The organism is Paraburkholderia sp. BR13439, from assembly GCF_040948805.1.
GTDB classification, from domain to species: Bacteria; Pseudomonadota; Gammaproteobacteria; order Burkholderiales; family Burkholderiaceae; genus Paraburkholderia; species Paraburkholderia youngii.
Window position 1 is genome coordinate 371,608 of record NZ_JBFPKN010000005.1, and the last position, 24,531, is coordinate 396,138.

The following is a 24,531-nucleotide window of genomic DNA, read 5'->3' on the forward strand; positions in this document are numbered from 1 at the left end:
CCGGTGAACGTGGCCATGAGTTCACTCCAGCAGGTCGGGTTGTTCCTTGACGATGCGGGCGTAGAGCAGCTGGAACTGGAACCAGCCCGCCTGCGCGGCACCGACGATGGAATGCGCCTGGCGCGCGGCGGTGTCGGAAATCATCTTCAGCGGCGCGCCGGTACGCGCCGCCGCAGCTTCCGCCAGCAACTGCACCTGGCAGGAACGCTCCATCGTGATGAACCACCATGCGGCCTCGTCCACGGTCTTGCCGACCGTCAGCAATCCGTGGCTCTGCAGGATCGCCGCCTTGTACGGCCCGAGTGCGTTGGCGATGCGCTGGCCTTCATCCAGTTCCACCGCCACGCCGCCGAACTCGTCGTAGACGGCGTGATCCTGGTAGAAGGCGCAGACGTCCTGCGTGATCGGATCAAGCGGACGACCCAGCGTCGACCACGCCCTGCCGTAGGTGCTGTGCGAATGCGCGGCCGCCACCGCGTCGGCCCGCGTCTGGTGCACGCGGGAATGGATCGCAAAGGCTGCGGCGTTGACCGGGTAGTCGCCCTCCACCACATCGCCATGGTGGTCGCAGCGAATCAGGTTGGACACTTTCACCTGGCTGAAATGCACGCCGAACGGGTTGACCCAGAAGGTGTCGGTGAACTCCGGGTCGCGCGCCGTGATGTGGCCGGCCGCGCCTTCGTCAAAGCCGAACTTCGAGAACAGCCGGAACGCGGCCGCCAGGCGCTCTTTGCGGTGCAGGCGCTCCTGCGTCGGGGTATCGAACCGAGGGGGACGCGGGAGGTTGCGGTATCGCGCCTTGACCTCTTCGGACAGACCCGCGCCGATTTCGTCGTCGGGCGCGGCTTGCGATTGCGAGGCATTCATGGTTGTCTCCTTTCAGGTGTTCCGTGTGACCGACTCCTGCTGTCTTGGGGGCGTCGCAACCGAGATCGCAAATTCGAACGGGAAGCGTCCGAGCACGGCAATCGCCGCGGGTTCGAATGCGGGATCGGGAAGCGCGACGGAAAGCGACATCCCACGAGCTCCGTCCGAGTCTACGCTGACCAACGCGCCGTCGATCCCCGCCTCGACGAGCGCATGGCGTAGCGCGTCGGCCGTCTCGCGCCGCTTCAGCTCCGGCTTGAAAATCTTGCCGACGCCGGTAAGCGGCATCGCATCCACGATTCTGATCAGTTTGGGCAGCGCGGCACGCTCGCCGATCTCGTCGCGCACGAACGCTGCGAGATCGGCCTCGGTCGCGCTCGCGCCTGGCTTGAGCTGGACGTAGGCGACCGGCAACTCCCCGGCATGCGCATCCGGACGACCGACCGCCGCGGCGATCTGAACCGCCGGGTGGCGATGAAGCGGCTCCTCGATCGCCGCGGGATCGATGTTGTGACCGCCCCGAATGATCAGGTCTTTCTTGCGCCCGGTCAGCCAGAAATAGCCGTCGGCGTCGCTTCGCCCCAGGTCGCCGGTGTTGAACCAGCGCTTTCCATCGCCGAGCTCAAGCCAAATCCCTTCATTTTGTTCGGAGTGCGTATAGCCGACGAAAACGTTTGCTCCGGCGATGACGATCAGGCCCACTTCATCGGCCGCGCAATCGCGCACATATTGGCCGGCTTCGTCGACGACGACCGCTTTCATTGCCTGGCCTGGGAGACGCAGCCCGATCGATCCCAGCCTGCGCTCGCCGAGCAGCGGATTCGCGCTGCTCACGCAGGTTCCCTCGGTCAGGCCGTAGCCCTCGAGAATCCGGATGCTCGTCCGTTCCTGGAAAGCGCGGAAGACCTCGACTGGCATCGGCGCAGCGCCACATAGGCCGTACTCGAGCGAACTGACATCGTGCGCGCCGACGGGAACGCCGAGCAGTGAAGCGTAGAGCGTGGGAACCCCACTGAAGATGTTGATGCGATGGTGCGCGACGATTTCCCAGAACCGTTTGGCGACCCCGTCACCGCGATAGCCTTGTGGCGTGCCGAGCACCACGTGGGCGCCTCTGGAGAAAGGCAGCAGGCCTGTCGCCATGACGGCATTGACATGGAAGAGCGGCAGTCCGCAAAAGATCGTCTTGCCCGGACCAATGCTGTCGCCGAAGAACCGGCCTGCGCTCCAGGCGTTGGCGACTTCGTTGCCATGGCGGCGCATGGCGATTTTTGGCAGACCTGTCGTGCCGCCCGTGCAAAAGTAGGACGACAGGTCGTCGGCGCTGAAGCGGCGAGCGCTATCGAGCGTCGTTCCGGATTCACGCGCGATGGCGCTGCCGAAGTCGTGTATCTGGATATGCGCAGGCACCGCGCCGAGCAACCCGTCGTCGCCACCCGGCTTCGAACGCTCGGCGCGCTCGGGCATTCGGGTCGCGAACGGCCGCGGAGCCTGCAGACGGTCGGCCAGATTCACGAGCACGAGATGCCGCAACGACTCGATCTTGTGCAGGACCGGCTGCACCTTTTGCCAGAGCTCGACGCCGGGGGAAGGCGCCAGCGTCACGAGCACGTCGGCGCCCGACGCGTTGAGCAGTTCGGCTATCGCCTCGCCCTCGAGTAGCGGATTGATAGCACAGACGATGCCCGCCGTTTCCCCGCCCCAGATCACGAAATGCGTTTCGGGCAGATTAGGCAGAACGTACGCGACCACGGAACTCGTGCCACAGCCGAGCCTCGTGAACAGATTGGCCGTGCGTGTGATGTCGCGAACCAGTTCGCCATAGGTCCAGCACTCGGCATCACGGTATCGGTCGGCCGTGAGAAAAAACGAGAGCGCGGGCGCCGACGGATCGATGGCCGCCCCGCGGCGGATCATCTCGTAGGTGCTGACCGGAAGGTCCGCCGGCAGCCCTTGCGATTCGATCGCAAGGACGTCGTTCTGGTTTGCGATGCCTGTCATGCTGTTTCTTTCGTTGTCTACCACGGGGTTGCGCTGTACGAGCTCAGATGTCTCCGATCTCCGCAATGAAGCGTCAGCGTGTTCGAGAAGAAGGAATGGGACAGCGACGGCTGGAAGCCGCCGCAGTGGCCATCATCGGCCTCAAGCCGGCTCGAAGCGGCTATGGTCCGGGTCCAGCGAGCGGCCGGAGCCCGCATCGTTGCGCATGCTCGCAAGGCGGGCTCCTTCCCGGCTGGCCATTTCGTAGAGCTTCTCAGGGTCGTCCCGCATGAGCTGCAATACGGCAGCTTCGATTCCTTCCGCCACCACCACGTCCCTCCTTTTCTCGGCGATGCCGTCGAGGATCGTGCTTGCGGCAACGTTCACATCGATGCCACGCTCGATGTTCGGATCCGAGCGTCCGCGCCGCGAACCGTCGCCCTCGACGGCATTGACGGCGATCGGTGTATTCACGGAGCCGGGCAGAACCATGGTGACGGCGATGCCGTACGCTGCCTCGATTTCCGCGCGCAGCGCGGCAAAGTAGCCGACGACCGCGTGCTTGGCGCCTGAGTAGCCGGTCCTCAGTGGAACCCCCACCTTTCCGGCCACGGAGCTGACCGCTGCGATATGGCCGGTGCGTCGCTCGATCATGCGGGGAACGACAAGCTGAGTGAGCGCGACCGGCGCCAGGTAATCGATTTCCATCAGCATCCGGTACACCTCGAGCTCGGTGTCGATGGCGAGGCTGCGCTGGCTAATGCCTGCATTGTTGATGAGGACGTCGATCTGCCCACGCCACTTCCACGCGCTGTCCACCACGTCGGCCAGTGCGTCCCAATTCGTGGCCTCGAACGGGAGGACGAGCGCTCGTTGCGCGGCCCTTGCCGCGACGCGCTCGAGCGCGTCGGCCCGTCTCCCCGACAAGATGACGGATGCCCCGCGATCGAGCAATTGGAGCGACAACGCTTCCCCGATACCCGAAGACGCGCCGGTCACCCATACGACTTTTCCTTCAAACGACATTGCATTTCTCCTTTTGACTGCCCGGGTGCCGTGGCAATCGCATTTCGCACGTTCGTGATTGACTACTGCCGATAGCTGGCGTCGATGCGATCCAATTTGCGCAACAACGCGGGCCAGACAAATGCGCCGCCAAACCCTTGGGTCTGGACTCGGGCGGCTTCCTGAGCGCCCGAAACAATGGCCGCATCGATGAACTCCAGCTCGTCGCCGGTCTGCGCCGCGAGCTGCACCTGGCAGGTCGTCTCGAAGATGTACATGGCGAGAAATGCATCTGCGATGGTGGCGCCGACGGTCAGCAGCCCGTGATTCCGAAGCATGAGGAAGGTGGCATCTCCAAGATCCGCCTGAAGTCGCGGCTTTTCCTCGTCGCGCAACGCGACGCCTTCATAGGCGTGGTAGCCCAACGACCCGAGCACGAACGTCGCCTGCTGGGAAATCGGCAAGATTCCGCGCTTCTGCGCACTGACGGCAACGCCGGCACGCGTGTGCGTGTGGATCACGCATTGCACGTCGCTGCGTGCGGCGTGGACCGCGCTGTGAATGACGAAACCCGCGCGATTGACGTCGAATTGCGAATCACGCATTTTGCGGCCTTCGCCATCAACGAGCACAAGCGACGAGGCCGTGACTTCGTCGAACAGCAGGCCGTAGGGGTTGATCAGGAAATGATGATCGGGGCCTGGCAGCCGCGCGCTGATGTGAGTGAACACGAGATCGGACCAGCCATACTGGGCAATCAAGCGATAGCAGGCAGCGAGGTCGCAACGCAGCGCCCATTCTTCCGCGCTGACGACGTCCTTGAGAGAGGGAATTTTCATGTCAGTGTCTATCGGTGAACGTGAGCCGTTTCAGCAGGCCGCATCTGCGTAGATGCTCGTGCGCGGCCGGGCCATCAAGCGTCGAAGCATCGGCTCGAACTCGCTGATGGGCAACGTCTCCGCGTGCGGATCGAAAGCAGGCGCGTCATACAGTTCGCAGAACTCAGCGGTCCGGTCATAGTGCGGGTGGCTCTTGAACTGGTCGCGCATGTCGCGGTCCATGCCCAGATGGTGGAAGAAATAGTGACCCTGAAAGATCCCGTGGTTCTGCACCATCCAAAGATTGGCCTCACTGACGAACGGCTTCAGGATGGCCGCCGCGATGTCCGGATGATTGAACGCACCGAGCGTATCCCCGATGTCGTGAAGCAGCGCCACCAGCACGTATTCTTCATCACGCCCGTCACGCCACGCGCGCGTGGCGGTCTGGAGGCTATGTGTGTAACGGTCCACGGGGAAGCCGCCATAGTCCCCCTCGAGGAGCTTGAGATGCGCGATCACCCGATCCGGCAACGCGCGTGCGAAAGCGGGAAATTCCGCACCAATGCGCTCCCAGTCCTCCCGGGAGCTGTCTTTCATGTCGATGAAGGTGGCTCGAGAAGTCACTTTACTGTCCTCAGTCTGATCGAAACGGCTAACCATGCGGCTTGACCCCATGCTACGATCGCTACTTGCCGCCGGTCTGTAATTTCTCTTGCATTTCCGGGTTCTCCCCAGCCATTTCGATGCAGCGCCACCATGGAATTCAGCGCCCCCCTCGTTGAGAAGATGTCGGCCAACCCTTGGTTTTCCTCGCTGCCCTTGGCTGAACGAGAGAGCCTGGTGGCCAGCAGCACCCGGCTTCGCATCGACAGCGGATCGCCGCTGTTTCGGCGCGGCGATCCGCCGGATGGGTTTTACGGGCTCGTCGAGGGACGCTTGAAAGCGTCGAACGTCCGCAGCGACGGCAAGGAAGGCATTCTCGTCATCCTGGAGCCCGGCAACTGGTTCGCGCAGATGTCCGCCGTCACGGGATGGCCGTATGCTTACAGCGTGACCGCGCTCGAAACCGCACACCTTCTCAGGCTTCCGCTCGAGGCATTCAACTCATTTATGCAGCGCGCCGCGTTCGCCAAGGCGATAGCCGAGCTGCAATGTCAACACACCGCCCTTCTCTATCAGATGCTCGACGACGCAACGCTGCATGCCACGCGCACGCGAATTGCCCGTCGTCTGATGCGGCTCGCTCGCGGTGACGCCACCCAGGCTGCCGAGAATCGGTCGGACATCCCGGTCTCGCAGGAAACGCTCGCGATGATGCTTGGGCTTTCGCGTCAGACACTCGCGCTCGAACTCAAGGAGATGGCCGCGCAGGGTGCTGTCGCGTTGCGCTACGGCCATGTCGAAATCATCTCCATGGACGTCCTCAAGTCGTTCGACGACTAGTTCGAGGCAAGCGCGGCAGTGCCCTGGTGCGGACCCTGCTCGATGTTTCCATCGCTGGGCGTTCGCCCAGCGATGGGATTCCCGAAGCGGCACCGCGGCTGGTTCAGCGCCCGAGCGCCACGTCAGAAGCGGTGCGTGACGCCAACAGCGACCAGCGTCTGCGACGCGCCAAAATCAGGTGCGCCCGTGGACGCGACAACCCGTATCCCGGGCCAACTCGTCGTTGCGGTACCGTTGTTCTTCATGTAGGCCGCCCGCACGTACAGGCTTGTACGCTTCGAAAGCAAGTGGTCGCAGCCGAGTTCGATGCCGGGCGTGTTGTCGTGCGATCCGCGCACGTTGCGTTCAAGCCCTGAGATCTCGATCACGTCTTGCGGCGTTGCCTGTATCGTTGCGCCGATTTGAGCAACGCTTACGGGATGTGCAGCCCCGATGAGCGCCGCTGCCGAACCGCGCGCGGCGTCTTTCGGCCGCGCGTACGAATAGAGGAGCTGAACGTTTACAACCCCCAGGTGGTAGGCGAGTGCGCCGGTGAAGTGTTCGGTTGCGACGAGGTTCAACGAAGAAAACGGCCCCAGGGCTATCGTCTCCGTTCCCGGATGCTGAACCTGGTAAGCGACACCCGCATACAGCCCGTATCCTGAGTAGGTTGCGGCCAAATCAAGGACGTTCCCCGTAGTGGCTGGCACAGGTTGCGTGACCGTCGCGGCGAACGCGTACATCGCGTAAAGCCGCGCGCCAGCCAGGTCAGGCGACTGATAGAGCATGGCATTGCTCGTGCGCCCGGTGATGTTCTGTGTCGCGAGCGTGTTCCGGTCCACGGCGAGGATGTTCGCCGTAACCGGCGACAGAACCTCGTTCAGACGAAAGGGATCCGCGCTGTAGGCGACGGTGAAGGTCGGCTGATACTGGCGTCCGAACGTCAGCGAACCGTATTTCTGATCGAACAGCCCGACCCATGCCTGACGATAGAACAAGGTCGTCGTGTCGGCGAACAGCGTCCCGTTGTTAACGTTGTAGCCCGTTTCAATGTCGAACCTTGCCTGCAGCCCTCCGCCCAGGTCCTCTCGCCCGGTCAGCCCGAACAGCGACCCTGTCGCGCCGCCGCTTCGCTGCGAAATGGAAGCCGATCCGCCATTGTTCAGGTATTGCACGAATGCATCGACCACGCCATATATCGTGACGCTCGATTGCGCGGCCGCCCCTCCGGCCGCGAGCAGCAACGTAGCGCCGCAGAGGGTCTTTGCGGAAAACTGCATGTGTGTCTCCTTTCTTGTGGTTGATGACAAAGATCTTCTGAAACGGCCTAGGACTCCGAAATGACCTTGGCGTCGCGAAGCGAAGCGATCTCCGAATCGGCGAATCCGCATTCCGACAACACCTCATGCGAATGCTGACCGACGTACGGCGCGGCTGAGCGCGCATAAGGAGCCACGCCGTCGAAGTGGATCGGCAGGCCCAGTGAGCGAGTCGTCCCGCCATCGGCACGGTCGACGTCGACCACCATGGAGATGGCCTGCGACTGTTCGTGCTCCATTGCCTCCTTCACGTCGTGCACCGGTCCGACGGGAACGCCCGCAAGATCGAATTTTTCGACCCAGTAGGTGGCCGTTTGTCGGCTTAACGCGGCATTCACCAATTCTTCCAACGCACGACGATTGGCCACTCGGGATCGCGCATCGCGAAAGCGTTCATCCTGAAGCCACTCGGGCTGCCCGAGCACCTCGACGATCCGCAGCCAATTGGCCTGATTCGCGCCGCCGAGCGCGATGGCGCCGTCTTTGCAGCGGAAGACCTGGTACGGGGCAATGAGAGGATGCGCGGTGCCCATGGGGGCGGCAACTTCGCCGCTGGAAAAATAGCTCGCCGCAAACCAGTACATCTGCTGAAGCGACGCTTGCAGCAGTGACGTCTCGACCTTGCTTCCCACGCCGGTGCGCAAGCGCTTGACGTAGGCCGTGACGCAGCCGAGCGCGGCCAGGATGCCCGCATTGATGTCAGCGATCGAACTGCCTGGCTTGGCCAGTTCACCGTCGATCGATCCCGTTATGCTGACAAGGCCCGAAAACGCCTGCAACACGAGGTCAAAGCCGCCCTTGTCGCTCAACGGTCCATTGGGACCGTAGCCGCTGATGGAGCAGTAAATCAGTTGCGGATTGATCTGGCGCAGATGCTCATAGCCCAGCCCCAGCGCTTCCATCTTTCCGCGGCGATAGTTCTCGGTGACGATATCGCAACTGGCCGCAATGCGTCTGATGACTTCTCGCCCCGCAGGCTGACGGATATCGACCGCAACCGACCGCTTGCCTCGGTTGAGCATCATGAAACCGGGCGCCAGCGCGGGTTGCCCAGGCCGGGCATAGCCCCTCGAATCGTCCCCGCCGGGAAACTTCTCGATCTTGATGACGTCCGCGCCCATGTCGGCCAGCATGAGCCCGCAGATCGGGCCGGCCATGATCTGGCACATCTCCAGAACGCGCACGGATGCGAGCGGAAGTTCGCTTCTCTCGGTCATGACGAAACCCTCATTCGCCCTTGAAAGCCGGACTGCGATGCTCTGCGAAAGCCGTCAGGGCCTCCGCGATATCGCGTGTGCCCAGGCTGCGCTCGAATGCGGCCACGGCGAGCGCTTCGTCGTATTCGTATCGTGCAGTTTCGTTGAGCGTCGCCTTCATTGAAGCCAAGGGAATCGGCGCCATCGAGAGAAGATCGTGAACCCACGCTTCCACTTCCGCGTCGATCTTGTCGTACGCGACGAGCGAATCGAGATAGCCGATGCGCAGCATCTCCTCGGCCTCGATCGTGCGGGAAGTCAGGAACAGTTTTTTTGCGGGACCGATGCCGAGCCGCGACACCCAGCGGCGGATGCCATGGCCGTAATAGTGCAATCCGAGGCGGGCCGCGGGCATGAACATCCGCATGCCCTGCACGCCGATGCGGAAATCGCAGGACAACGCGAGATCGGTCGCGCCCCCGTATACCGGAGCATGAAGTTTGGCGATCGTGACTGCACGAGCATTCTCGATCTCGTCGCAAAGCGACTCGAAGCGATTGTCGGATGCCTTGGCCGCGGCTTCGGCGGACTTGCCTAGACGGGTGAGATCGAAGCCCGAGCTGAAGCTCTTGCCGCTGCTCGCGAAAACGATCACGCGAACCTCCGGACTGTGATTCAGCCTCGTCAGATAGCGCTGAATGATGAGGACGTCGTCGGGCTCGATGCGATTGTGCGTGTCGGGGCGATGAAGCGCGATGGTGGCCATGGCGCCATCGATTGCGAGTGAAGGCGGTGCGGAACCCGGGCATCCCGGCGCGAATGTCAGCGCCTTAGCACCATTCGCGTCTTCACACATGTCGCTCATATGACGACCCCTTGAACTAGATGGTTGGCAACGAATTCGATGACAAAGGCGGGAATTGTTCGAGAACTTTTCCCGCTCACTCCAGGACAGCGGCCGGGGATGCGCGAACCGAAAGATGACGGTGTCGCCACATGACAATCCCACCCGAGAGCAGCAGCGCCGCGACGAAATACAGCCCGATCGCCGTGCTTCCTGCATACGTCTTCAGTACGCCTATCAATGATGGGCAAATCGCCCCCGCCAGCCCCGATGCCATTGTGATCGTGGCGATCCCCGCTGGCGCGGCATCCTGCGGCAGCATGCTTGTCGCCACTGCCCAGAACACCGGCAACGCCGATATGAGGCCTGCCGCCCCTGCCGAAATCAGCGCCATCGATGTCCATAGGCTGCCCGGCGTGAAGGTCGTAGCGGCAAGCCCGAGCGCCCCCACGCAAGCGGCTGCGGCAACGTTTCTCCGATGATCGCCGCGCGCATCCGACCGACGTGCCAGCCAGAACATGACCAGCATGCCAATCGAATACGGGATGAGCGAATAGAAGCCCACTGCCTGTATGCTCGAAACGCCCCACCCATGGATCATCGAAGGCAACCAGAAGCTGAGCGTGTAGATTCCGCAGTTCAGTGCGAAGTACAGATAGGCAAGCACATAGAGCGATGGAATTCGCCACGCGGCTTGCAGCGCGCCGCGCGCGGAAGCGACTTCCCGCTGCCGCGCAGGCTCGAGATGCGAAGCCACCAGTTCGCGCTGCCTTTTGCTCAGCCACTTCGCCTGCTCTGGACGGTCCGTCAAGTAGCAGTAGGCGATGATGCCCAGCAGGGAACTAGGCAATCCCTGCAATACGTACATCCATTGCCATCCCTTCAGGCCGTAAAGACCATTGAGGTGCTGAATGATCCACCCCGACAGCGGTCCGGCGACGATCCCGGCGGTGACGCCGGCCGACATGAAGATCGCGACGATTCTGGCGCGTCGTTCAGCCGGATACCAGAACGTGAGGTAGAGCACGATGCCAGGAAAGAACCCTGCCTCGAAGACACCCAGTAAGAACCGAACCACATAGAACTCCAACGGAGTTCGGATAAACATGGTCGAGGCCGACGTCAGCCCCCAAAGAAGCATGATTCGCAAGAGAGTCTTGCGAGCGCCGATCCTCTGCATCGCAAGATTGCTCGGTATCTCGAACAGGAGGTAGCCGACATAGAAGATGCTGGCCCCGATGCCATAAATCGCGTCCGTGAAGCCGAGGTCCGGCTTCATTTGCAGTTGCGCGTATCCGATGTTGATCCGGTCGATATAGTTGAATACAAAGCAGATAAAGAGCAATGGCATTAATCGACGCGTGATCCCCCGGTATGCCTCATCGATATCCTTCTCGGCGGCTACGCAGTTGTCGCCCGGTAAAGCATCGCCGTCGGCCTTGCGCAACGCGTCCGCATGTATTCCTACAGGATTTTTCATCACTGCTTCTCCGCATGCCGTGGTTTGAAGCGCGCGCATGTGCGCGATTCGATTAGCGGATGGTAGACAAGAGGCGGTGTTTCAAAAGTTAAGCAACTTACAATCCTAGGGATAACGCTGTGCGGCGCCTTCGCATCGGTTGCTGGACCAATGGGCCACATTGCCTGAGCCACGACGGCGAGGCCGACCGGTGCGATCCAGCCCAAAACCGATACCAACGTATATTGACTGTCCGTTCGCAAGCGGCGATTGCTGTTCCTTCATGGAGCGCTGCTGGAAGGGACGCGATGGAGCTAGCCGCAGCCGCGGAAACGGACGAAGCCCTCTGTTACCTCGGTCTGGCCTCGTACAACGAGGAAATGAATGCGGAGGCGCTGACCTATATGCGGCAGACGCTGGACTATCCACTGCATGCCCCTCTCTCGATGTCGCCGCTCGCGCCCCTCGCCGACGCGAAGGATCTGCCGATCGGCGGCGAAACGCCACCCACTTCCGCCGTTATACCCCACGTTGCTTCAAGGGCAGCCTTCGAATCTACAACGACCGTTCGCAATGTCGTCTCGGCTTCCGAGTAGTCTCAAGGAAGAACCACCTTTCTATCAGCAGGAGTTCCCTTGCATCACTCGACGATCTTCGAACTGAACGACTTACCGGCGTCGTAACGAAAGCGACAAGAAGACCGCGCGGCGCGGGCGTGGAGCCGTTCAGCTATTTGATGACCACTGGATTGACGGGCGCACCGCTGCCGTTGACTACCTTGAGTGGCGCCGCCGTGTAGAGAAACGACCATTGCGCGTCGTTAGCACAGTCAGCAGCAAGGGGGTCGAGTTGAGCGATTTCCGTTAGCGTCACGCCGAGATTGCGCATCAACGCGTTGTGCAGCGGTAGCGCTACACCTGATTCCGGGTCGACTGTAACTTCGTTCGCGATGGTGTCAGTCACCAGGTTGGGAATCTCCATCCTTTGGAACCATTCGACAAGCCCCGGGCTATAGGTGAGGCCTGGTTCCGCAAAGGTTCGGTAAAAATCAGCCCGGTCGCGTTCGTAGAATGAGCCGATCCACCCGGTCCGAATAACGAGGATGTCGCGCTTCTCGATTCTTACGCCTTGCGCTTCGGCCGCGTCCAGAAGGTCGAGATGGGTGAAGGTTTCACCCGGATCAAGTACTGCCTTGCCGCGATGGCGCGCCATGTCGATCAGCACGCCGCGCCCGGCCACGCCGCGCTCTGCGATGGGTAGCACACTGGCCTTCTCGAGTCCGCCAATGGTCGACTTCGCATCGTAGCCGTTCCACAGTTTGTCGTCGTACCACACGTGTCCCAAAGCGTCGTATTGGGTCGAGCCTTGCAGATACATGATCATCATGTCGTCCGCATATTCTGCGAGCCCGGGAAAGAGCGGGCCTTTACCGCAAAGATAGTGGCCTTTGTCCATCACGTTGATACGTTGCGACTGGGAGCGTCCCGGCCAGACGGGATCACCCTTGGGATTGCCCATCTGAATCTGTAACGTGAAGATCTTGCCGGATCGGACCGCCGCAACCCCTCGCAATACTTCGGCCTCGGTCAGGTAGTTGAGCGCCCCGACTTCGTCGTCGGCTCCCCACTTTCCCCAGTTCTTCGGCGCGTCGCGCAAAAGCTCTGCCACGAGCGGAACGTTCTTCGATTCCATGAATTGTCTCCCAAGCAATCAGCTATCGAGGTTGACCAACATCGACGTGAATCACAATTCGCGTACCTGCCGTCAGAGTACGCATGCATATACAATGCGACAAATGAATAATGTGAATCAGTACTTAATCATTCCATGCATATATCAAGAATCGATCTGAACCTCTTCGTCGTGTTCGAATGTATCTACACACAGGGAGGCATAACGCGCGCTGCGGAGCAACTGAATCTGAGTCAGCCTGCGATCAGTCATGCCCTGAACCGCCTGCGGGTACTCCTTGGCGACCCGCTTTTCGAACGGCATGGTCACGCAATGGTGCCCACGCCATTTACGCGCTCCATCATCGAGCGAGTGCGCGACGCGCTGCGAACTTTTGAACTGACGCTCCACGAAACTAACCTGTTCGACGTCGAGCGGACATCTAAGCGGTTCACGCTCGGCGTACGTGACGTCCTCGAGTCAGTCGTGCTGCCCCCTGTGATGAGCCATGTGGTCAAAAACGCACCCTCAGTCGATATAGCTACGGTGCTCCACGACCGGCGCACCCTGGAAGCGGACTTGCTCTCAGGCGCGCTGGACGCGGTCATCGACATCCTGCTGCCGATTCCCCAAGCCGTGCGCGCCATCAGGCTGGCCTCGGACGAACTGATTGTTATGAGCCGGCGCGGCCACCCCAGGATCGGCCGACGTCTTGATCTCGATACGTATGTGGCAGAACAACACGTGCTGGTAACCGGTCGGCGCCGAGGTCTCGGCATTGAAGACATGGAACTTGTCAAACTTGGCTTGCAGCGCCGTGTTCGGCTGCGTTGCCAGGACTACTCGGCAGCATGTCGGGTAGTGAGCCAAACCGACCTTCTGCTCACGATGCCGGGGCGGTACGCGAAGCTGCTCAACGAACACTTCGGCAATCAGATGCATGTTTGTCCGCTGGACGAAGTGTCGGTGGATGCCTATCTGTATTGGCACGCGCATTCGGACGTCGACCCGGCAAATATGTGGTTCCGGCAGCATTTGATTGACACATTCCCGTCCGCTGCGACGAAGCCGCGTCGAACTCGACCAAGCGCCGCTTCGTTGGCCGGCGGCCGCGGCAGAAAAGCATAGTTTCCTGACACACCGCTAGCGCTGCGGCTACCTCAACACGCCGCACGCGCTAAAGCTCGTCCAATATATGCACGGTATGAATCTGCCGTAATTCCATCTATTCATTTGAATTATCTTGATCGCCTCCGTAATCTGCCGGAATGGAGGTGATGGTATGGGGCAGATCTATCTGATACGTCATGCTCAAGCCTGGTTCGGCACCGACGACTACGACCGGTTATCCGAACTAGGTTTCCGGCAGGCAAGACTGCTGGGTCGTTGGTTCGGCTCATGCGACGCGTCAATGGACCGGGTTGTCGCGGGGGCGATGCGCCGGCATCTTGAGTCGGCAAGCAGTTGCCTGGACGCGGTCAGTGCCACGAGTGCACCATATGCGTGCGATGTGCAAGTGGATGAACTCCTGAACGAATTTGACCACGACGGAGTACTGGACGCATTCCGCGAATCCGATCACGAAGCCGCCAGGCACCTCGACTCGCATATCGGCGATGACCCTGTCACTTCGTCCGCGATGCTGCAGAGGTACTTTGCGTTGGCAATGGAGAGGTGGATGAGCGGACAGCACGACGGCGACTACGGCGAGTCGTGGCACCAGTTCCGCGAGCGCAGCATTGAAGGATTCGAAAGGATTGCTACTGGAGCCAGCCCCGCAAAGCGAATCGCTGTGTTTACCTCAGGTGGTGTGATCGCAGCAATTTGCCAACACCTTTTGGATCTGTCGAATAAGGCGACGCGGGATCTCAACTGGTCGCTAGCCAATACCGGAGTCACTCGAGTCTTGTCCACAAAAGGACGGCGCGGGCTCGACTATCTCAACAGCACGGCCCACTTCGAATGGGCCTGTTCTCCACAGATGCTGACCTACCGCTAGGGCAGATCGGCTTCAAGCATTTTATCAGCAATAGGCCGCGTATCCCGCGGCGAAAAGGACATCGCATGGACGACAAAGTATTCGACCTCGCAGGTAGGGTCGCGCTCGTTACGGGCGCAAGCCGTGGCATTGGTGAACAGATTGCGCGAAAGCTCGCGGCTTATGGAGCACACGTCGTGCTTAGCAGCAGGAAGGCAGCGGCGTGTGAAGAAGTGGCTTCGGCCATACGAGGCGCGGGCGGTAAAACTGATGTCTTTCCCTGCCATATCGGCGATATGGATCAGATCACCGCGTTGTTCGACTTTCTCTCCAGCAAGAACCTGGAACTGGACATATTGGTCAACAACGCTGCCGCTAACCCTTACTACGGGCCTGTTGTCGACACCGACCTCGATGCGTTCACGAAGACCGTCGATGTGAACATCCGCGGCTATTTCTTCATGACTGCTCGGGCGGCGAAGCAAATGGCGGCGCGAGGCAAAGGAAGCATCATCAATGTGGCATCTGTAGCCGGCGTGGTTCCCGCACCTTCCATCGGTATCTATTCGATCACCAAGGCAGCCGTTATCTCGATGACTCGTACCTTCGCCGCAGAGTGTGGGACAAATGGAGTACGCGTGAACGCCCTGTTACCGGGCACGACCGAGACTCGCTTCGCGGCGGCGCTCGTCGATAACCCGGAAGTGCGTGATCAGTTTCTCCAAAGGGTCCCGCTGGGTCGTGTTGCAGCACCGGAGGAAATGGCAGCCACAGTGCTCTATCTCGCGTCGGATGCCTCCAGCTACACGACTGGCGCATGTATCAATGTGGATGGCGGATTTTTGACGAATTAAGGGGACATGCCGTCAATGAATTCTACCCATACGACGATTTTGAGTTTCGGTGCCGATATTTCCCGACTTGGCCGGTGGCTATGCGATCACGTTGTCGGGTTTTCCGGACCGCTACAGATTGCCCAGTTCCCAGGAGGACAATCGAATCCGACATATCTGCTGACAACGCCATCCAGACGCTACGTTCTACGTCGCAAACCAGGGGGGGCCCTGCTGCGATCAGCACATGCAATTGACCGCGAATTTCGTCTACTGAAGGCTCTGCAGGGGTCTTCAGTACCGGTTGCCGAAGTTTTTTGCTATTGCGATGACACGTCGGTCTTCGGAACGGAGTTCTATGTCATGTCCTACGTCGAGGGACGCGTGCTATGGGAGAGCAGCTTGCCCGGCTTCGCGCCCGGCGATCGACGCGCCATCTTTGACGAGATGAATCGGGTCATCGCGGCCCTGCACAGCCTGGATATTGATGCACTCGGGCTGCGGGACTACGGCAAGACCGGCAGCTATTTCGAGCGCCAGGTGTCGCGCTGGATCGGCCAATACCGCGCTTCAGAAACATATCGTATCGATTCTATTGAGCGGCTCATCGAATGGTTGCCGCAACACCTGCCGGCTATTCAGACGACGTCGCTTGTGCATGGCGACTTCCGCATTGACAACCTGATCTTCCACAGCACTGAGCCTCGTGTCGTCGCGGTACTTGATTGGGAACTATCGACGTTGGGGGACCCGTTCGCGGACTTCTCGTATCTATGTCTTGCATGGCATCTACCGGTTAATGGATTTCGGGGCCTGGGCGGACTTGACGAGGATCAGTTGAAGGCTTTGGAGATTCCGCTCGAGCGCGATTTCGTCGCTCAATATTGCAAGCGAACTGGCAAGGAGGAAGTCACCGCACGTGAATGGAACTTCTACCTCGCCTACAACCTGTTCCGGGGTGCGTGCATCCTGCAAGGCATCATGAAGCGTGCTCTCGACGGCAATGCGAGCAGCAGTCAGGCCTTTGAATACGGCCAGCGCGCAAGATTGTTGGGGGACATCGGTTGGTCGTGCGCTGAGCGCGCGATGGCAGCGTGAGTTCTTTTCGTTAATCACAAGCGAGTTGATCATGATCATCGAAATTTCTGAGAGAGCCCGCGAGCTCCGACGACGCGTTTCCGCGTTCATGGACGAGTATGTCTATCCGAACGAGGAACGCTATCACCGCGAGGTCGCGGAGGGCGATCGCTGGCAGCCTGTTGCGCTCATCGAAGAGCTGAAAGCGCGCTCGCAGACCTTGGGCCTATGGAACCTCTTTCTGCCCGACTCGGAACGCGGTGCGGGACTATCCAATATCGAGTACGCACCGCTGTGCGAGACGATGGGGCGGGTCCATTGGGCGTCGGAGGTATTCAATTGCTCAGCGCCTGACACCGGCAACATGGAAGTGCTGGTGCGCTATGGCACCCCAGAACAGAGGAAGGAATGGCTTGAGCCGCTATTGCGGGGGGAAATCCGCTCCGCGTTTGCCATGACCGAACCGCTCGTCGCGTCGTCGGACGCAACGAACATCGAGAGTTCGATTGTGCGGGATGGCAACGAATACGTAATCAACGGACGCAAATGGTGGACGTCGGGGGCGAACGATCCACGTTGCAAGGTATTCGTCTTCATGGGGAAGACCGACACGAATACGGCCGACCGTCACCGTCAGCAATCGATGATCCTGGTGCCGCGCGATGCGCAAGGCATCACAGTAGTGCGTCATCTGCCAGTGCTCGGTTTCGACGACGCCCCGCATGGACACGCGGAGGTGTTGTTCGACAATGTTCGTGTGCCGGTCACGAACATACTACTCGGAGAAGGGCGTGGCTTCGAGATTGCGCAAGGTCGTCTCGGACCAGGCCGCATCCACCACTGCATGCGACTGATCGGTCTGGCGGAGCGGGCACTCGAAGTAATGTGCCAGCGCGGCCTGTCTCGTGTCGCGTTTAGGAGTCCCGTCGCGCATCAATCCGTCACTCGCGAGCGGATCGCCGAAGCCCGGATCGCAATCGAGCAGACGCGCTTGCTGGTGCTCAAGGCCGCACACATGATGGATACCGTAGGGAACAAGGTCGCGGCGCGCGAGATCGCGATGATCAAGGTGGCCGCGCCGAATATGGCTTGCAAGGTAATTGACTCGGCCATTCAGGCATGCGGGGGCTATGGCATGCAGGACCCGTTTCTGGCTCATGCATACGCGGAGGCGCGCTCGCTGCGGATCGCCGATGGACCCGACGAAGTTCATCGTAATGCCATTGCGAAGATGGAACTCGCCGCTTACATGTAACGTCACCGAAAATCGGAGCAAAGATATGCCCTATTCAAGGTCGCCCCACTGGCCCGCGCAGTTGTCCACCGATCTGACCGTGCCAGCGACAAACCTGTTCTATAACGTGGAAGTGTCAGCGGAACGCTTTCCCCACAAGCCGTTCATTGTCTTCTACGACACAACTGTCACGTTCGCTGAGTTCAAGGATGAAGTCGAACGCATCGCCGGTTTCCTTCAGCGTGAATGCGGCGTGAAAGCAGGCGACCGCGTGCTGATATGCATGCAGAACAGTCCGCAATGGCTCATCGCCTTCTATGCGATCCTGCGTGCCAATGCGGTCGTGGTGCCGGTCAACCCGATGAACAGGACTGAGGAGCTGCGCCATTACATCGAAGATAGCGACGCCAGCACCGTGTTCGTCGCGCAGGATCTCTATCCGCGCATCCAACCATTGCTAGGCGACGCTGGCGGCATAGGTCTCGAGCATGCTGTCGTTGTCACGTACAGCGACTATCTGAAGTACCCTGCCGGGATTACGCCTCCTGATTTCGTCGCCGTACCGCGCCACATCGTGAATGGACCGGGCGTCAGCTACTGGGCTGACGCCCTCGAGGCGGGACACATGCCCGGTTCATTGGCCGCCGGTCCGAATGACCTGTGTGTGATGCCATATACGTCGGGCACCACCGGCAAGCCCAAGGGATGCATGCATACGCACCACAACGTGATGCGCACGGCCGTCGGAAGTGTTCAATGGTTCGGGGGCACGCAGGACTCTATCCAGCTATCCGTCCTTCCGCTGTTTCATGTTACTGGCATGCAGCTCGGCATGAACGCTCCGCTGTTTAGCGGAGCGACGGTCGTCATGCTGTCACGCTGGGACCGCGACGTTGCCGCCCGCGCGATCGAGCGGTACGGCATTACCGGCTGGCAGTCCATATCGACGATGGTTGTCGACTTCCTGTCCAATCCGAAACTCGGCGATTACGACCTGACGAGCCTGCAGTGGATGCGGGGCGGAGGCGCGGCCATGCCTCGCGCCGTGGTAAAGAAGCTCAGGGAGAGCGTCGGCGTGGAGTATGTGGAAGGTTACGGCATGTCGGAAACGATCGCTGCAACCCACATCAATCCGCCGCATCGACCGAAGCCGCAATGCCTTGGCATTCCAACTTTCGATGTCGACGCGCGCGTCATTGATCCCGTCAACCTGAAGGAGTTGCCGCAGGGGCAAACGGGTGAGATTGTCGTGCATGGCCCGCAGGTCATGCAGGGGTACTGGCGAAATGACAGCGCCACGCGTGACGCATTCATCGAGATCGATGGCAAGCGCTTCTTGCGCACCGGCGACTTGGGGTGGGTGGATGATGAGGGCTACTACTTCATGGTGGATCGTCTGAAGCGCATGATCAATGCGTCAGGCTACAAAGTTTGGCCGGCGGAAGTGGAAACGCTGATGTACCAACATCCCGCGATCAAGGAGGTTTGCGTGCTTGGTACGTTTGACGCGCACCGCGGCGAGACTGTAAAGGCCCTCGTCGTGCCGAAGCCTGAGCAGGCGGAGGGCTTGAGCGCGGACGATATCATTGAGTGGGCACGCGAACACATGGCGTCGTACAAGGCGCCCCGGATCGTTGAGTTCGTTGAAGCGCTGCCGAAATCAGGCAGCGGAAAAATCCTATGGCGCGAGTTGCAGCAGCGGGAGGCGGCGAACCGCGCTGCACCGGGAGATAGGAACGTATGAAAGCGTTGCTATGCACAGCTTTCGGGCCGATTGATCGACCGTGGATCGACGACGTGCCATCACCCAGTCCCGCGTAGGGCCAGGTGAGCCAGCCCGAAGAATGATGGGTTGCAGAAAGTGCAGCGGCGCCCTCCGCGCTTGACATGCAGCGAATTGCCGATCGTATGATGCAATTTTGCGTCATGCAGGAGGTGACATGAACTGGAACGACGCGCGCATCTTCGTTGCGCTCCATCGGGAGAGGACCTTGCGCGCCGCCGCACGCGCGCTCGAAATCGATCAGGCTACGGTGGGCCGCAGGCTTGCCGCGCTCGAGCACGCACTCGGCGCGACGCTGTTCCTGCGTACGTCGGACGGCTATGAGCTCACGCAGGTTGGCAGAGTCGCGATCCTGGCAGCCGAGGCTATGGAGCAGTCCGCACATGATCTCGTGCGCCACACGCAAGGCGTAGACAAGCGGCTCGCCGGTGAGGTGAAGCTCTCGACGACGGATGCGCTTGGCCAGGAGTTCGTGATACCGGCGATCGAGCGCCTGCATGTGAAACATCCCGACGTATCGGTGGTGCTCGACACGACGACGCAGATCGTCAATCTTGCGAAGCGCGAAGCCGACATCGCCATCCGGACCGTCAAGCCGCGCAATCCGGACCTGCTCGCCCGCCGCCTTGCGCGCTGGGAAGTGGGGCTGTTCTCCTCGCCCGAGTATGTACGGCGCCATGGCGAACCGGTGCCAGGCGACCGGTTCGCCGGGCATGATCTCGTCGTCTACCAGCCGCATTTCGCCAGGGCGCGACTGCCTGCGTTCGTCGGGGAACCGCTGACGGACGGCCGCGTGGTCGCACGGGTGAACACGAACCTGACGTTGCGGGCGGCGCTCAAGGCCGGGCTTGGCATCAGCGAGATACCGGTGCCAATGGGAGAACGAGACGGTCTCGTGCGAATCTGGCCAGACCGTAAGAACGACGCGCAGTATGAGATTTGGCTGGTCACGCATCGGGATCTGCGGCACACCGCGCGCATCCGCGTGACGATCGACGAGATTGTCTTTGCGTTCGGCGCATAGCAGCGATTGCGCTTGCTCGTTCGCAACGGCTCTCACTTCCACTGGCTATCACTTTGGCGGCCAGTGCACGGCTGAGTCTGGCTTCCTTGATTGATTCCTCGCGCGAATGCCGCTTGCCGCGGCCGATGCAAAACTGCATCGGCCGGTGGGAAATTCGCTGCATGTCAGGCACCGGCACCGCCACTACACTATTTTCAACCGATGCAGCGGTCGGGCGGTTGCCCGGATCCGCGGCGCATCCAGCATGTTGAAAGGATAAAGTCGTGTCACATGAAACGAAAGGCGTTCCCGCGTCGATGACCGCGGTTGAGGTCACGAGGCCGGGCGGCCCCGATGTACTGGTATCCGTGCAGCGCCCCGTTCCCGCGCCGGCGGACGACGAAGTGCTGATCCGCACTCATGCGGCCGGCGTGAATGGTCCCGATGTGTTCCAGCGCAAGGGGTTATACGATCCGCCGCCGGGCGCGTCGCACATTCCGGGGCTCGAAGTCGCGGGCGAAATCGTGTCCGTCGGGCGCGACGTGACCCGGTTTGCAGTTGGCGATATGGTCTGCGCGCTGGTCCCGGGCGGCGGCTATGCGGAGTACACGGTCGCACACGAGCGCAGCACTCTCGCGGTTCCCGACGGTCTCTCGATGATCGAGGCGGCTGCGATGCCGGAAACCTTTCTGACGGTATGGCTGAACCTGTTCCAGCGCGGCAGGTTTGCAGCTGGCGAGAGCGTCCTGATCCACGGCGGTGCATCGGGGATCGGCACCGCGGCGACGATGCTCGCGAAGGCGTTCGGCGCTTCGAAGATCATCACGACGGTTAGCTCCGATGTGCAGCGCACCGCAAGCATCGCACTTGGTGCCGATGTCGCGATTGATTACCGCAAGGAGGATTTCGTGAAGGCGGTCATGGAGGCGACGGATGGACGCGGCGTCGACGTGGTCGTCGATATCGTCGCCGGTGATTACGTCGCGCGGAATTACGCGGCGGCCGCAATGGACGGCCGCATCGTGCAGATCGGCGTGATCAAGGGGCCCGCTCAGGCACTCGACCTGTTCCCAATGCTCGCGAAGCGCCTCATGCACATCGGCTCGACGCTGCGCTCGCGCACGCACGAGGAAAAGGCGGAACTGATCGAGGATCTCAAGCGATCGGTGTGGCCTCATATCCGGCGCGGTGCGGTGAAGCCCGCCATCTTTCAAACCTTCGATCTCGACGATGCGCGCGGCGCCCATGCGCTGATGGACTCGGGATTGCACATCGGCAAGATCGTGCTGACGTGCCGCTGACTTGCCATGATCCACACCCCGGACCCTCATCTTCCCATGACTGAAACGCACTACTACTACGAACCGTCGCAAGGCCACGGATTGCCGCATGACCCGCTGAATGCGATCGTCGGCCCCCGACCCATCGGCTGGATTTCCACGCGGGGTAGCAACGGCATGCTCAACCTCGCGCCGTACAGCTTTTTCAACGCCTTTAACTACCATCCGCCGATCATCGGCTTCTCGAGCATCAACGCGAAGGACAGCCTGCGCAACGTACGGGAAACCGGGGAGTTTGTGTGGAATCTCACCACGCGCGAGCTCGCCGAAAAGATGAATGCGACATGCGCTATGGCGCCCTATGAGGTCGACGAATTCGAACTGGCCGGGCTGACCACCGCTCCGTCGCGGCAAGTCGCCGTTCCGCGTGTGGCGGAGAGTGCGGCCCACTTTGAATGCAGGCTCACGGATGTGATCCAGCTTCGCGATCATCAAGGCACCGCTGTTCCGACGTGGCTTGTGCTGGGAGAAGTCGTGGCTGTTCACATTCGCCAGGACCTGTTGAAGGACGGCATTTTCGACACCTTCGGCGCAGGCATCATCCTGCGCGCAGGTGGTCCGTCGGCCTATGCACTGGTTGGGCCCGAGAGTCGGTTCGATCTTGCGCGCCCGCCAGGCGTGAATCCCCCCAGATGATGACAGCGGGTCCCGGTTGAGGTGCGCGCTACGCTCCTTCGGCCAGGCCACCAGTCACGTTGGATATCGCAATGCACCAGTGCAGGGGCTCCCTGCAAATGGATTGCCCAAGCAATGTCCTATCCAATCCAATGCGAACGATGCCGGCTGCAACGCCATGAATAAAGACGTCACCACCTACGACCAGCGCGCACGCGTCGGCCGGCTGCTCCACCGAAGCGAGAACAGGCTTGTCGTGGCACTCGGCAAGGAACTGGAGCCGTTCGGCGTCACGGCCGCGCAGTATGTGATTCTGGCGGCCCTACGGTATCACCGTGCGGATACCGCAGCCTATTTGTGCAAGGAGTTGTCCTATACCCCGGGGGCGATGACCCGCATGATCGACCGGCTCGAGCAGAAGCTGCTGGTCCGCCGGGTACCCCACCCGGACAGTCGCCGCGCCAACAAGCTGGAGCTGACCGCGCACGGACGCGCGTTGTTTCCCGAGCTGCTCGCGGCGTCGACGGCCATCATCGACCGTTTTTTCGGCGGCTACAGCGCCAGCGAGCTGGCCCTGCTGGAATCGCTGCTTAAAGGCATGCTGTCCCACCAATAATTTTTTTGATCAACATATTGCCTGGGCAATAGTGAGCCAGGGCACATGGCATCCAACGACGCGAACGCCGATGAAAAACCACCTTGTACCCAAGGACACACGTAACGCCCCGCACGCCCGGCAATGGAGCGCGACGGTTGCCCCGGTCACCGCGTCCCTCCTGTGCGTGCTGCTGGGTGGCTGCGCGAGCGCGCCTTCTATCGGCGTGCTGGGTGCCTACTTCCCTGACTGGCTGTTCTGCATTGTCGGAGCCATCGCCGGCACGGCAACGGTCCATGCGACGTTGCGTGCGACGGGGCGCGTGAAGCCGTCCAGCACCCCTTTTCTGCCCCTGGCCTATTGCGCGCTGACAGTGATCCTGGCGCTGACCGGGTGGTTGATCTTTTTCCAGAACTGATTCAAGCGTACGGAGCCAGGCGATGCCTGAAGACACTGCAAACCGAGTCCGCCATGGCCGTGCCCTGGCGATATTACTGACGCTGGCGGCCATCACCCTGGCGGTCGTGGTCGTATGGCGGCTCGACACCGCGCCGCGCACCGACGACGCCTATGCCTACGCAGACACCATCAACGTGGCGCCGGAAGTCAGCGGCCGTATCGTCGAACTCGATGTCAAGGACAACCAGGCGGTGAAGCGCGGCGACGTGCTGTTCCGGCTCGACCCGCGCCCGTTCGAGGCGCAACTGGAAAAGGCGCGTGCCACGCTGACCGCGCTCGACCGCGAGATCGAACTGACGCAGCGGTCCGTCGATGCGCAGAAGTTGGGTGCGGCCTCTGCCACCGCCAGTGTCGAGCGCGCACGGGCAGCCGCCGAGCAGGCGAAGGACACGCTGGCGCGCATGGAACCGCTGCTGGGCAGCGAATACGTGGCGGCCGAACAGGTCGACCAGGCACGCACCGCCTGGCGCTCCGCGCAGGCGCAACTGAATGCCGCCGTGCTGGATGCGCAGCGCGCCACCGCCGGCATCAGCGGCGTCGACGCGCTGGTCGCGAAGCGCGACGTGGTCAGGGCGGAAATCGCGCTCGCCGAACTCAATCTGGAATACGCGACCGTGCGCGCGCCATTCGACGGGATCGTGGTCAACCTCAAGACCTCAGCCGGGCAATTCGCCGGGGCGGGCCATCCGGTTTTCACGCTGGCCAACACGACGCGCTGGTATGTGGTGGCAAATTTCCGCGAATCCGATCTGGCGAATATCCGGCCGGGCGAGAAGACGCAGGTCTACGTCCTCGGCGAGGCGGACAAACGCTTTCGCGGCGTGGTGGAATCGGTCGGCTATGGCGTCTTCCCGGACGACGGCGGCGCCGATGCCGGCGGCCTGCCGCACGTGCCCCGCTCGATCAACTGGGTGCGCGTGGCGCAGCGCTTCCCGGTCCGCATCCTGGTCGAAAAACCCGACCCCGCCGTGTTTCGCATCGGCGCATCGGCCGTGGCGATCCTGTTGCCGAACGCCTGATTCTTTCGCTA

At 61.2% G+C, this 24,531-nt stretch carries 24 protein-coding genes; 14 read left to right on the forward strand and 10 right to left on the reverse strand.

Going from position 1 to position 24,531, the window contains the following annotated elements:
- Positions 1 to 21: 21 nt before the first annotated feature.
- From AB3X96_RS13255 to AB3X96_RS13275, 5 genes are all read right to left on the reverse strand, one after another.
- The gene (locus tag AB3X96_RS13255) at positions 22 to 867 is read right to left on the reverse strand and encodes a class II aldolase/adducin family protein (RefSeq protein ID WP_368590087.1); all 846 of its coding nucleotides are present in this window, start codon (positions 865 to 867) and stop codon (positions 22 to 24) included.
- 12 nt (positions 868 to 879) lie between these two features.
- Positions 880 to 2,868 (reverse strand): acyl-CoA synthetase, encoded by a 1,989-nt coding sequence (locus tag AB3X96_RS13260; protein ID WP_368590088.1) that lies wholly within the window; start codon positions 2,866 to 2,868, stop codon positions 880 to 882.
- A 141-nt stretch (positions 2,869 to 3,009) separates the two neighbouring features.
- Positions 3,010 to 3,873, reverse strand: coding sequence for an SDR family NAD(P)-dependent oxidoreductase (locus tag AB3X96_RS13265; protein WP_368590089.1), 864 nt, complete (start codon positions 3,871 to 3,873; stop codon positions 3,010 to 3,012).
- Between the two features lie 62 nt (positions 3,874 to 3,935).
- The gene (locus AB3X96_RS13270) at positions 3,936 to 4,691 is read right to left on the reverse strand and encodes a class II aldolase/adducin family protein (RefSeq protein ID WP_368590090.1); all 756 of its coding nucleotides are present in this window, start codon (positions 4,689 to 4,691) and stop codon (positions 3,936 to 3,938) included.
- A 30-nt stretch (positions 4,692 to 4,721) separates the two neighbouring features.
- Positions 4,722 to 5,297: an HD domain-containing protein gene (locus tag AB3X96_RS13275; protein ID WP_368590091.1), complete on the reverse strand. Its 576-nt coding sequence runs from the start codon at positions 5,295 to 5,297 to the stop codon at positions 4,722 to 4,724.
- A 132-nt stretch (positions 5,298 to 5,429) separates the two neighbouring features.
- Here AB3X96_RS13275 and AB3X96_RS13280 point away from each other — a divergent pair, with 132 nt between their 5' ends.
- On the forward strand, positions 5,430 to 6,116 hold the full coding sequence (locus AB3X96_RS13280) for a Crp/Fnr family transcriptional regulator (RefSeq protein ID WP_368590092.1): 687 nt from the start codon (positions 5,430 to 5,432) through the stop codon (positions 6,114 to 6,116).
- A 122-nt stretch (positions 6,117 to 6,238) separates the two neighbouring features.
- Here the strand turns inward: AB3X96_RS13280 and AB3X96_RS13285 are convergent, their stop codons facing one another.
- The 4 genes from AB3X96_RS13285 to AB3X96_RS13300 form a co-directional block, all read right to left on the reverse strand.
- Positions 6,239 to 7,375 carry a porin gene (locus AB3X96_RS13285; RefSeq protein ID WP_368590155.1) on the reverse strand — a complete coding sequence of 379 codons (1,137 nt, stop codon included), beginning with the start codon at positions 7,373 to 7,375 and terminating at the stop codon, positions 6,239 to 6,241.
- A 47-nt stretch (positions 7,376 to 7,422) separates the two neighbouring features.
- Complete coding sequence (locus AB3X96_RS13290) at positions 7,423 to 8,631, reverse strand: CaiB/BaiF CoA transferase family protein (RefSeq protein WP_368590093.1); 1,209 nt, start codon at positions 8,629 to 8,631, stop codon at positions 7,423 to 7,425.
- A gap of 10 nt (positions 8,632 to 8,641) precedes the next feature.
- Positions 8,642 to 9,475, reverse strand: a complete 834-nt coding sequence (locus AB3X96_RS13295) for an enoyl-CoA hydratase/isomerase family protein (RefSeq protein ID WP_368590094.1) — start codon at positions 9,473 to 9,475, stop codon at positions 8,642 to 8,644.
- A 76-nt stretch (positions 9,476 to 9,551) separates the two neighbouring features.
- Complete coding sequence (locus AB3X96_RS13300; RefSeq protein WP_368590095.1) at positions 9,552 to 10,934, reverse strand: MFS transporter; 1,383 nt, start codon at positions 10,932 to 10,934, stop codon at positions 9,552 to 9,554.
- Between the two features lie 287 nt (positions 10,935 to 11,221).
- On the opposite strand from AB3X96_RS13300, the gene AB3X96_RS13305 reads away from it, so the two are divergent.
- A complete protein-coding gene (locus AB3X96_RS13305; RefSeq protein WP_368590096.1) occupies positions 11,222 to 11,509 on the forward strand; it encodes a hypothetical protein in 288 nt (95 codons plus the stop codon).
- A gap of 133 nt (positions 11,510 to 11,642) precedes the next feature.
- On the opposite strand, the gene AB3X96_RS13310 is transcribed toward AB3X96_RS13305, so the two are convergent.
- A complete protein-coding gene (locus tag AB3X96_RS13310) occupies positions 11,643 to 12,605 on the reverse strand; it encodes a cyclase family protein (protein ID WP_368590097.1) in 963 nt (320 codons plus the stop codon).
- A 135-nt stretch (positions 12,606 to 12,740) separates the two neighbouring features.
- On the opposite strand from AB3X96_RS13310, the gene AB3X96_RS13315 reads away from it, so the two are divergent.
- The 12 genes from AB3X96_RS13315 (at position 12,741) to mdtN (ending at position 24,520) form a co-directional block, all read left to right on the forward strand.
- The gene (locus AB3X96_RS13315; protein ID WP_368590098.1) at positions 12,741 to 13,712 is read left to right on the forward strand and encodes a LysR family transcriptional regulator; all 972 of its coding nucleotides are present in this window, start codon (positions 12,741 to 12,743) and stop codon (positions 13,710 to 13,712) included.
- A 154-nt stretch (positions 13,713 to 13,866) separates the two neighbouring features.
- On the forward strand, positions 13,867 to 14,583 hold the full coding sequence (locus tag AB3X96_RS13320; protein WP_368590099.1) for a histidine phosphatase family protein: 717 nt from the start codon (positions 13,867 to 13,869) through the stop codon (positions 14,581 to 14,583).
- A gap of 65 nt (positions 14,584 to 14,648) precedes the next feature.
- On the forward strand, positions 14,649 to 15,416 hold the full coding sequence (locus AB3X96_RS13325; RefSeq protein WP_368590100.1) for an SDR family oxidoreductase: 768 nt from the start codon (positions 14,649 to 14,651) through the stop codon (positions 15,414 to 15,416).
- A 15-nt stretch (positions 15,417 to 15,431) separates the two neighbouring features.
- Positions 15,432 to 16,493, forward strand: coding sequence for a phosphotransferase (locus AB3X96_RS13330; protein WP_368590101.1), 1,062 nt, complete (start codon positions 15,432 to 15,434; stop codon positions 16,491 to 16,493).
- A gap of 31 nt (positions 16,494 to 16,524) precedes the next feature.
- Complete coding sequence (locus AB3X96_RS13335; RefSeq protein ID WP_368590102.1) at positions 16,525 to 17,727, forward strand: acyl-CoA dehydrogenase family protein; 1,203 nt, start codon at positions 16,525 to 16,527, stop codon at positions 17,725 to 17,727.
- A gap of 25 nt (positions 17,728 to 17,752) precedes the next feature.
- Positions 17,753 to 19,450, forward strand: coding sequence for a long-chain fatty acid--CoA ligase (locus AB3X96_RS13340; RefSeq protein WP_368590103.1), 1,698 nt, complete (start codon positions 17,753 to 17,755; stop codon positions 19,448 to 19,450).
- A gap of 196 nt (positions 19,451 to 19,646) precedes the next feature.
- Positions 19,647 to 20,513, forward strand: coding sequence for a LysR family transcriptional regulator (locus AB3X96_RS13345; protein ID WP_368590104.1), 867 nt, complete (start codon positions 19,647 to 19,649; stop codon positions 20,511 to 20,513).
- Between the two features lie 263 nt (positions 20,514 to 20,776).
- On the forward strand, positions 20,777 to 21,793 hold the full coding sequence (locus AB3X96_RS13350; RefSeq protein WP_368590105.1) for an NAD(P)H-quinone oxidoreductase: 1,017 nt from the start codon (positions 20,777 to 20,779) through the stop codon (positions 21,791 to 21,793).
- A 36-nt stretch (positions 21,794 to 21,829) separates the two neighbouring features.
- Positions 21,830 to 22,468: a flavin reductase family protein gene (locus AB3X96_RS13355; protein ID WP_368590106.1), complete on the forward strand. Its 639-nt coding sequence runs from the start codon at positions 21,830 to 21,832 to the stop codon at positions 22,466 to 22,468.
- Positions 22,469 to 22,625: 157 nt separating this feature from the next.
- On the forward strand, positions 22,626 to 23,063 hold the full coding sequence (locus AB3X96_RS13360) for a MarR family winged helix-turn-helix transcriptional regulator (RefSeq protein ID WP_368590107.1): 438 nt from the start codon (positions 22,626 to 22,628) through the stop codon (positions 23,061 to 23,063).
- Between the two features lie 70 nt (positions 23,064 to 23,133).
- Positions 23,134 to 23,460: a YtcA family lipoprotein gene (locus AB3X96_RS13365; protein WP_368590108.1), complete on the forward strand. Its 327-nt coding sequence runs from the start codon at positions 23,134 to 23,136 to the stop codon at positions 23,458 to 23,460.
- A gap of 22 nt (positions 23,461 to 23,482) precedes the next feature.
- Positions 23,483 to 24,520: a multidrug transporter subunit MdtN gene (mdtN, locus tag AB3X96_RS13370; protein WP_368590109.1), complete on the forward strand. Its 1,038-nt coding sequence runs from the start codon at positions 23,483 to 23,485 to the stop codon at positions 24,518 to 24,520.
- Positions 24,521 to 24,531 lie beyond the last annotated feature (11 nt).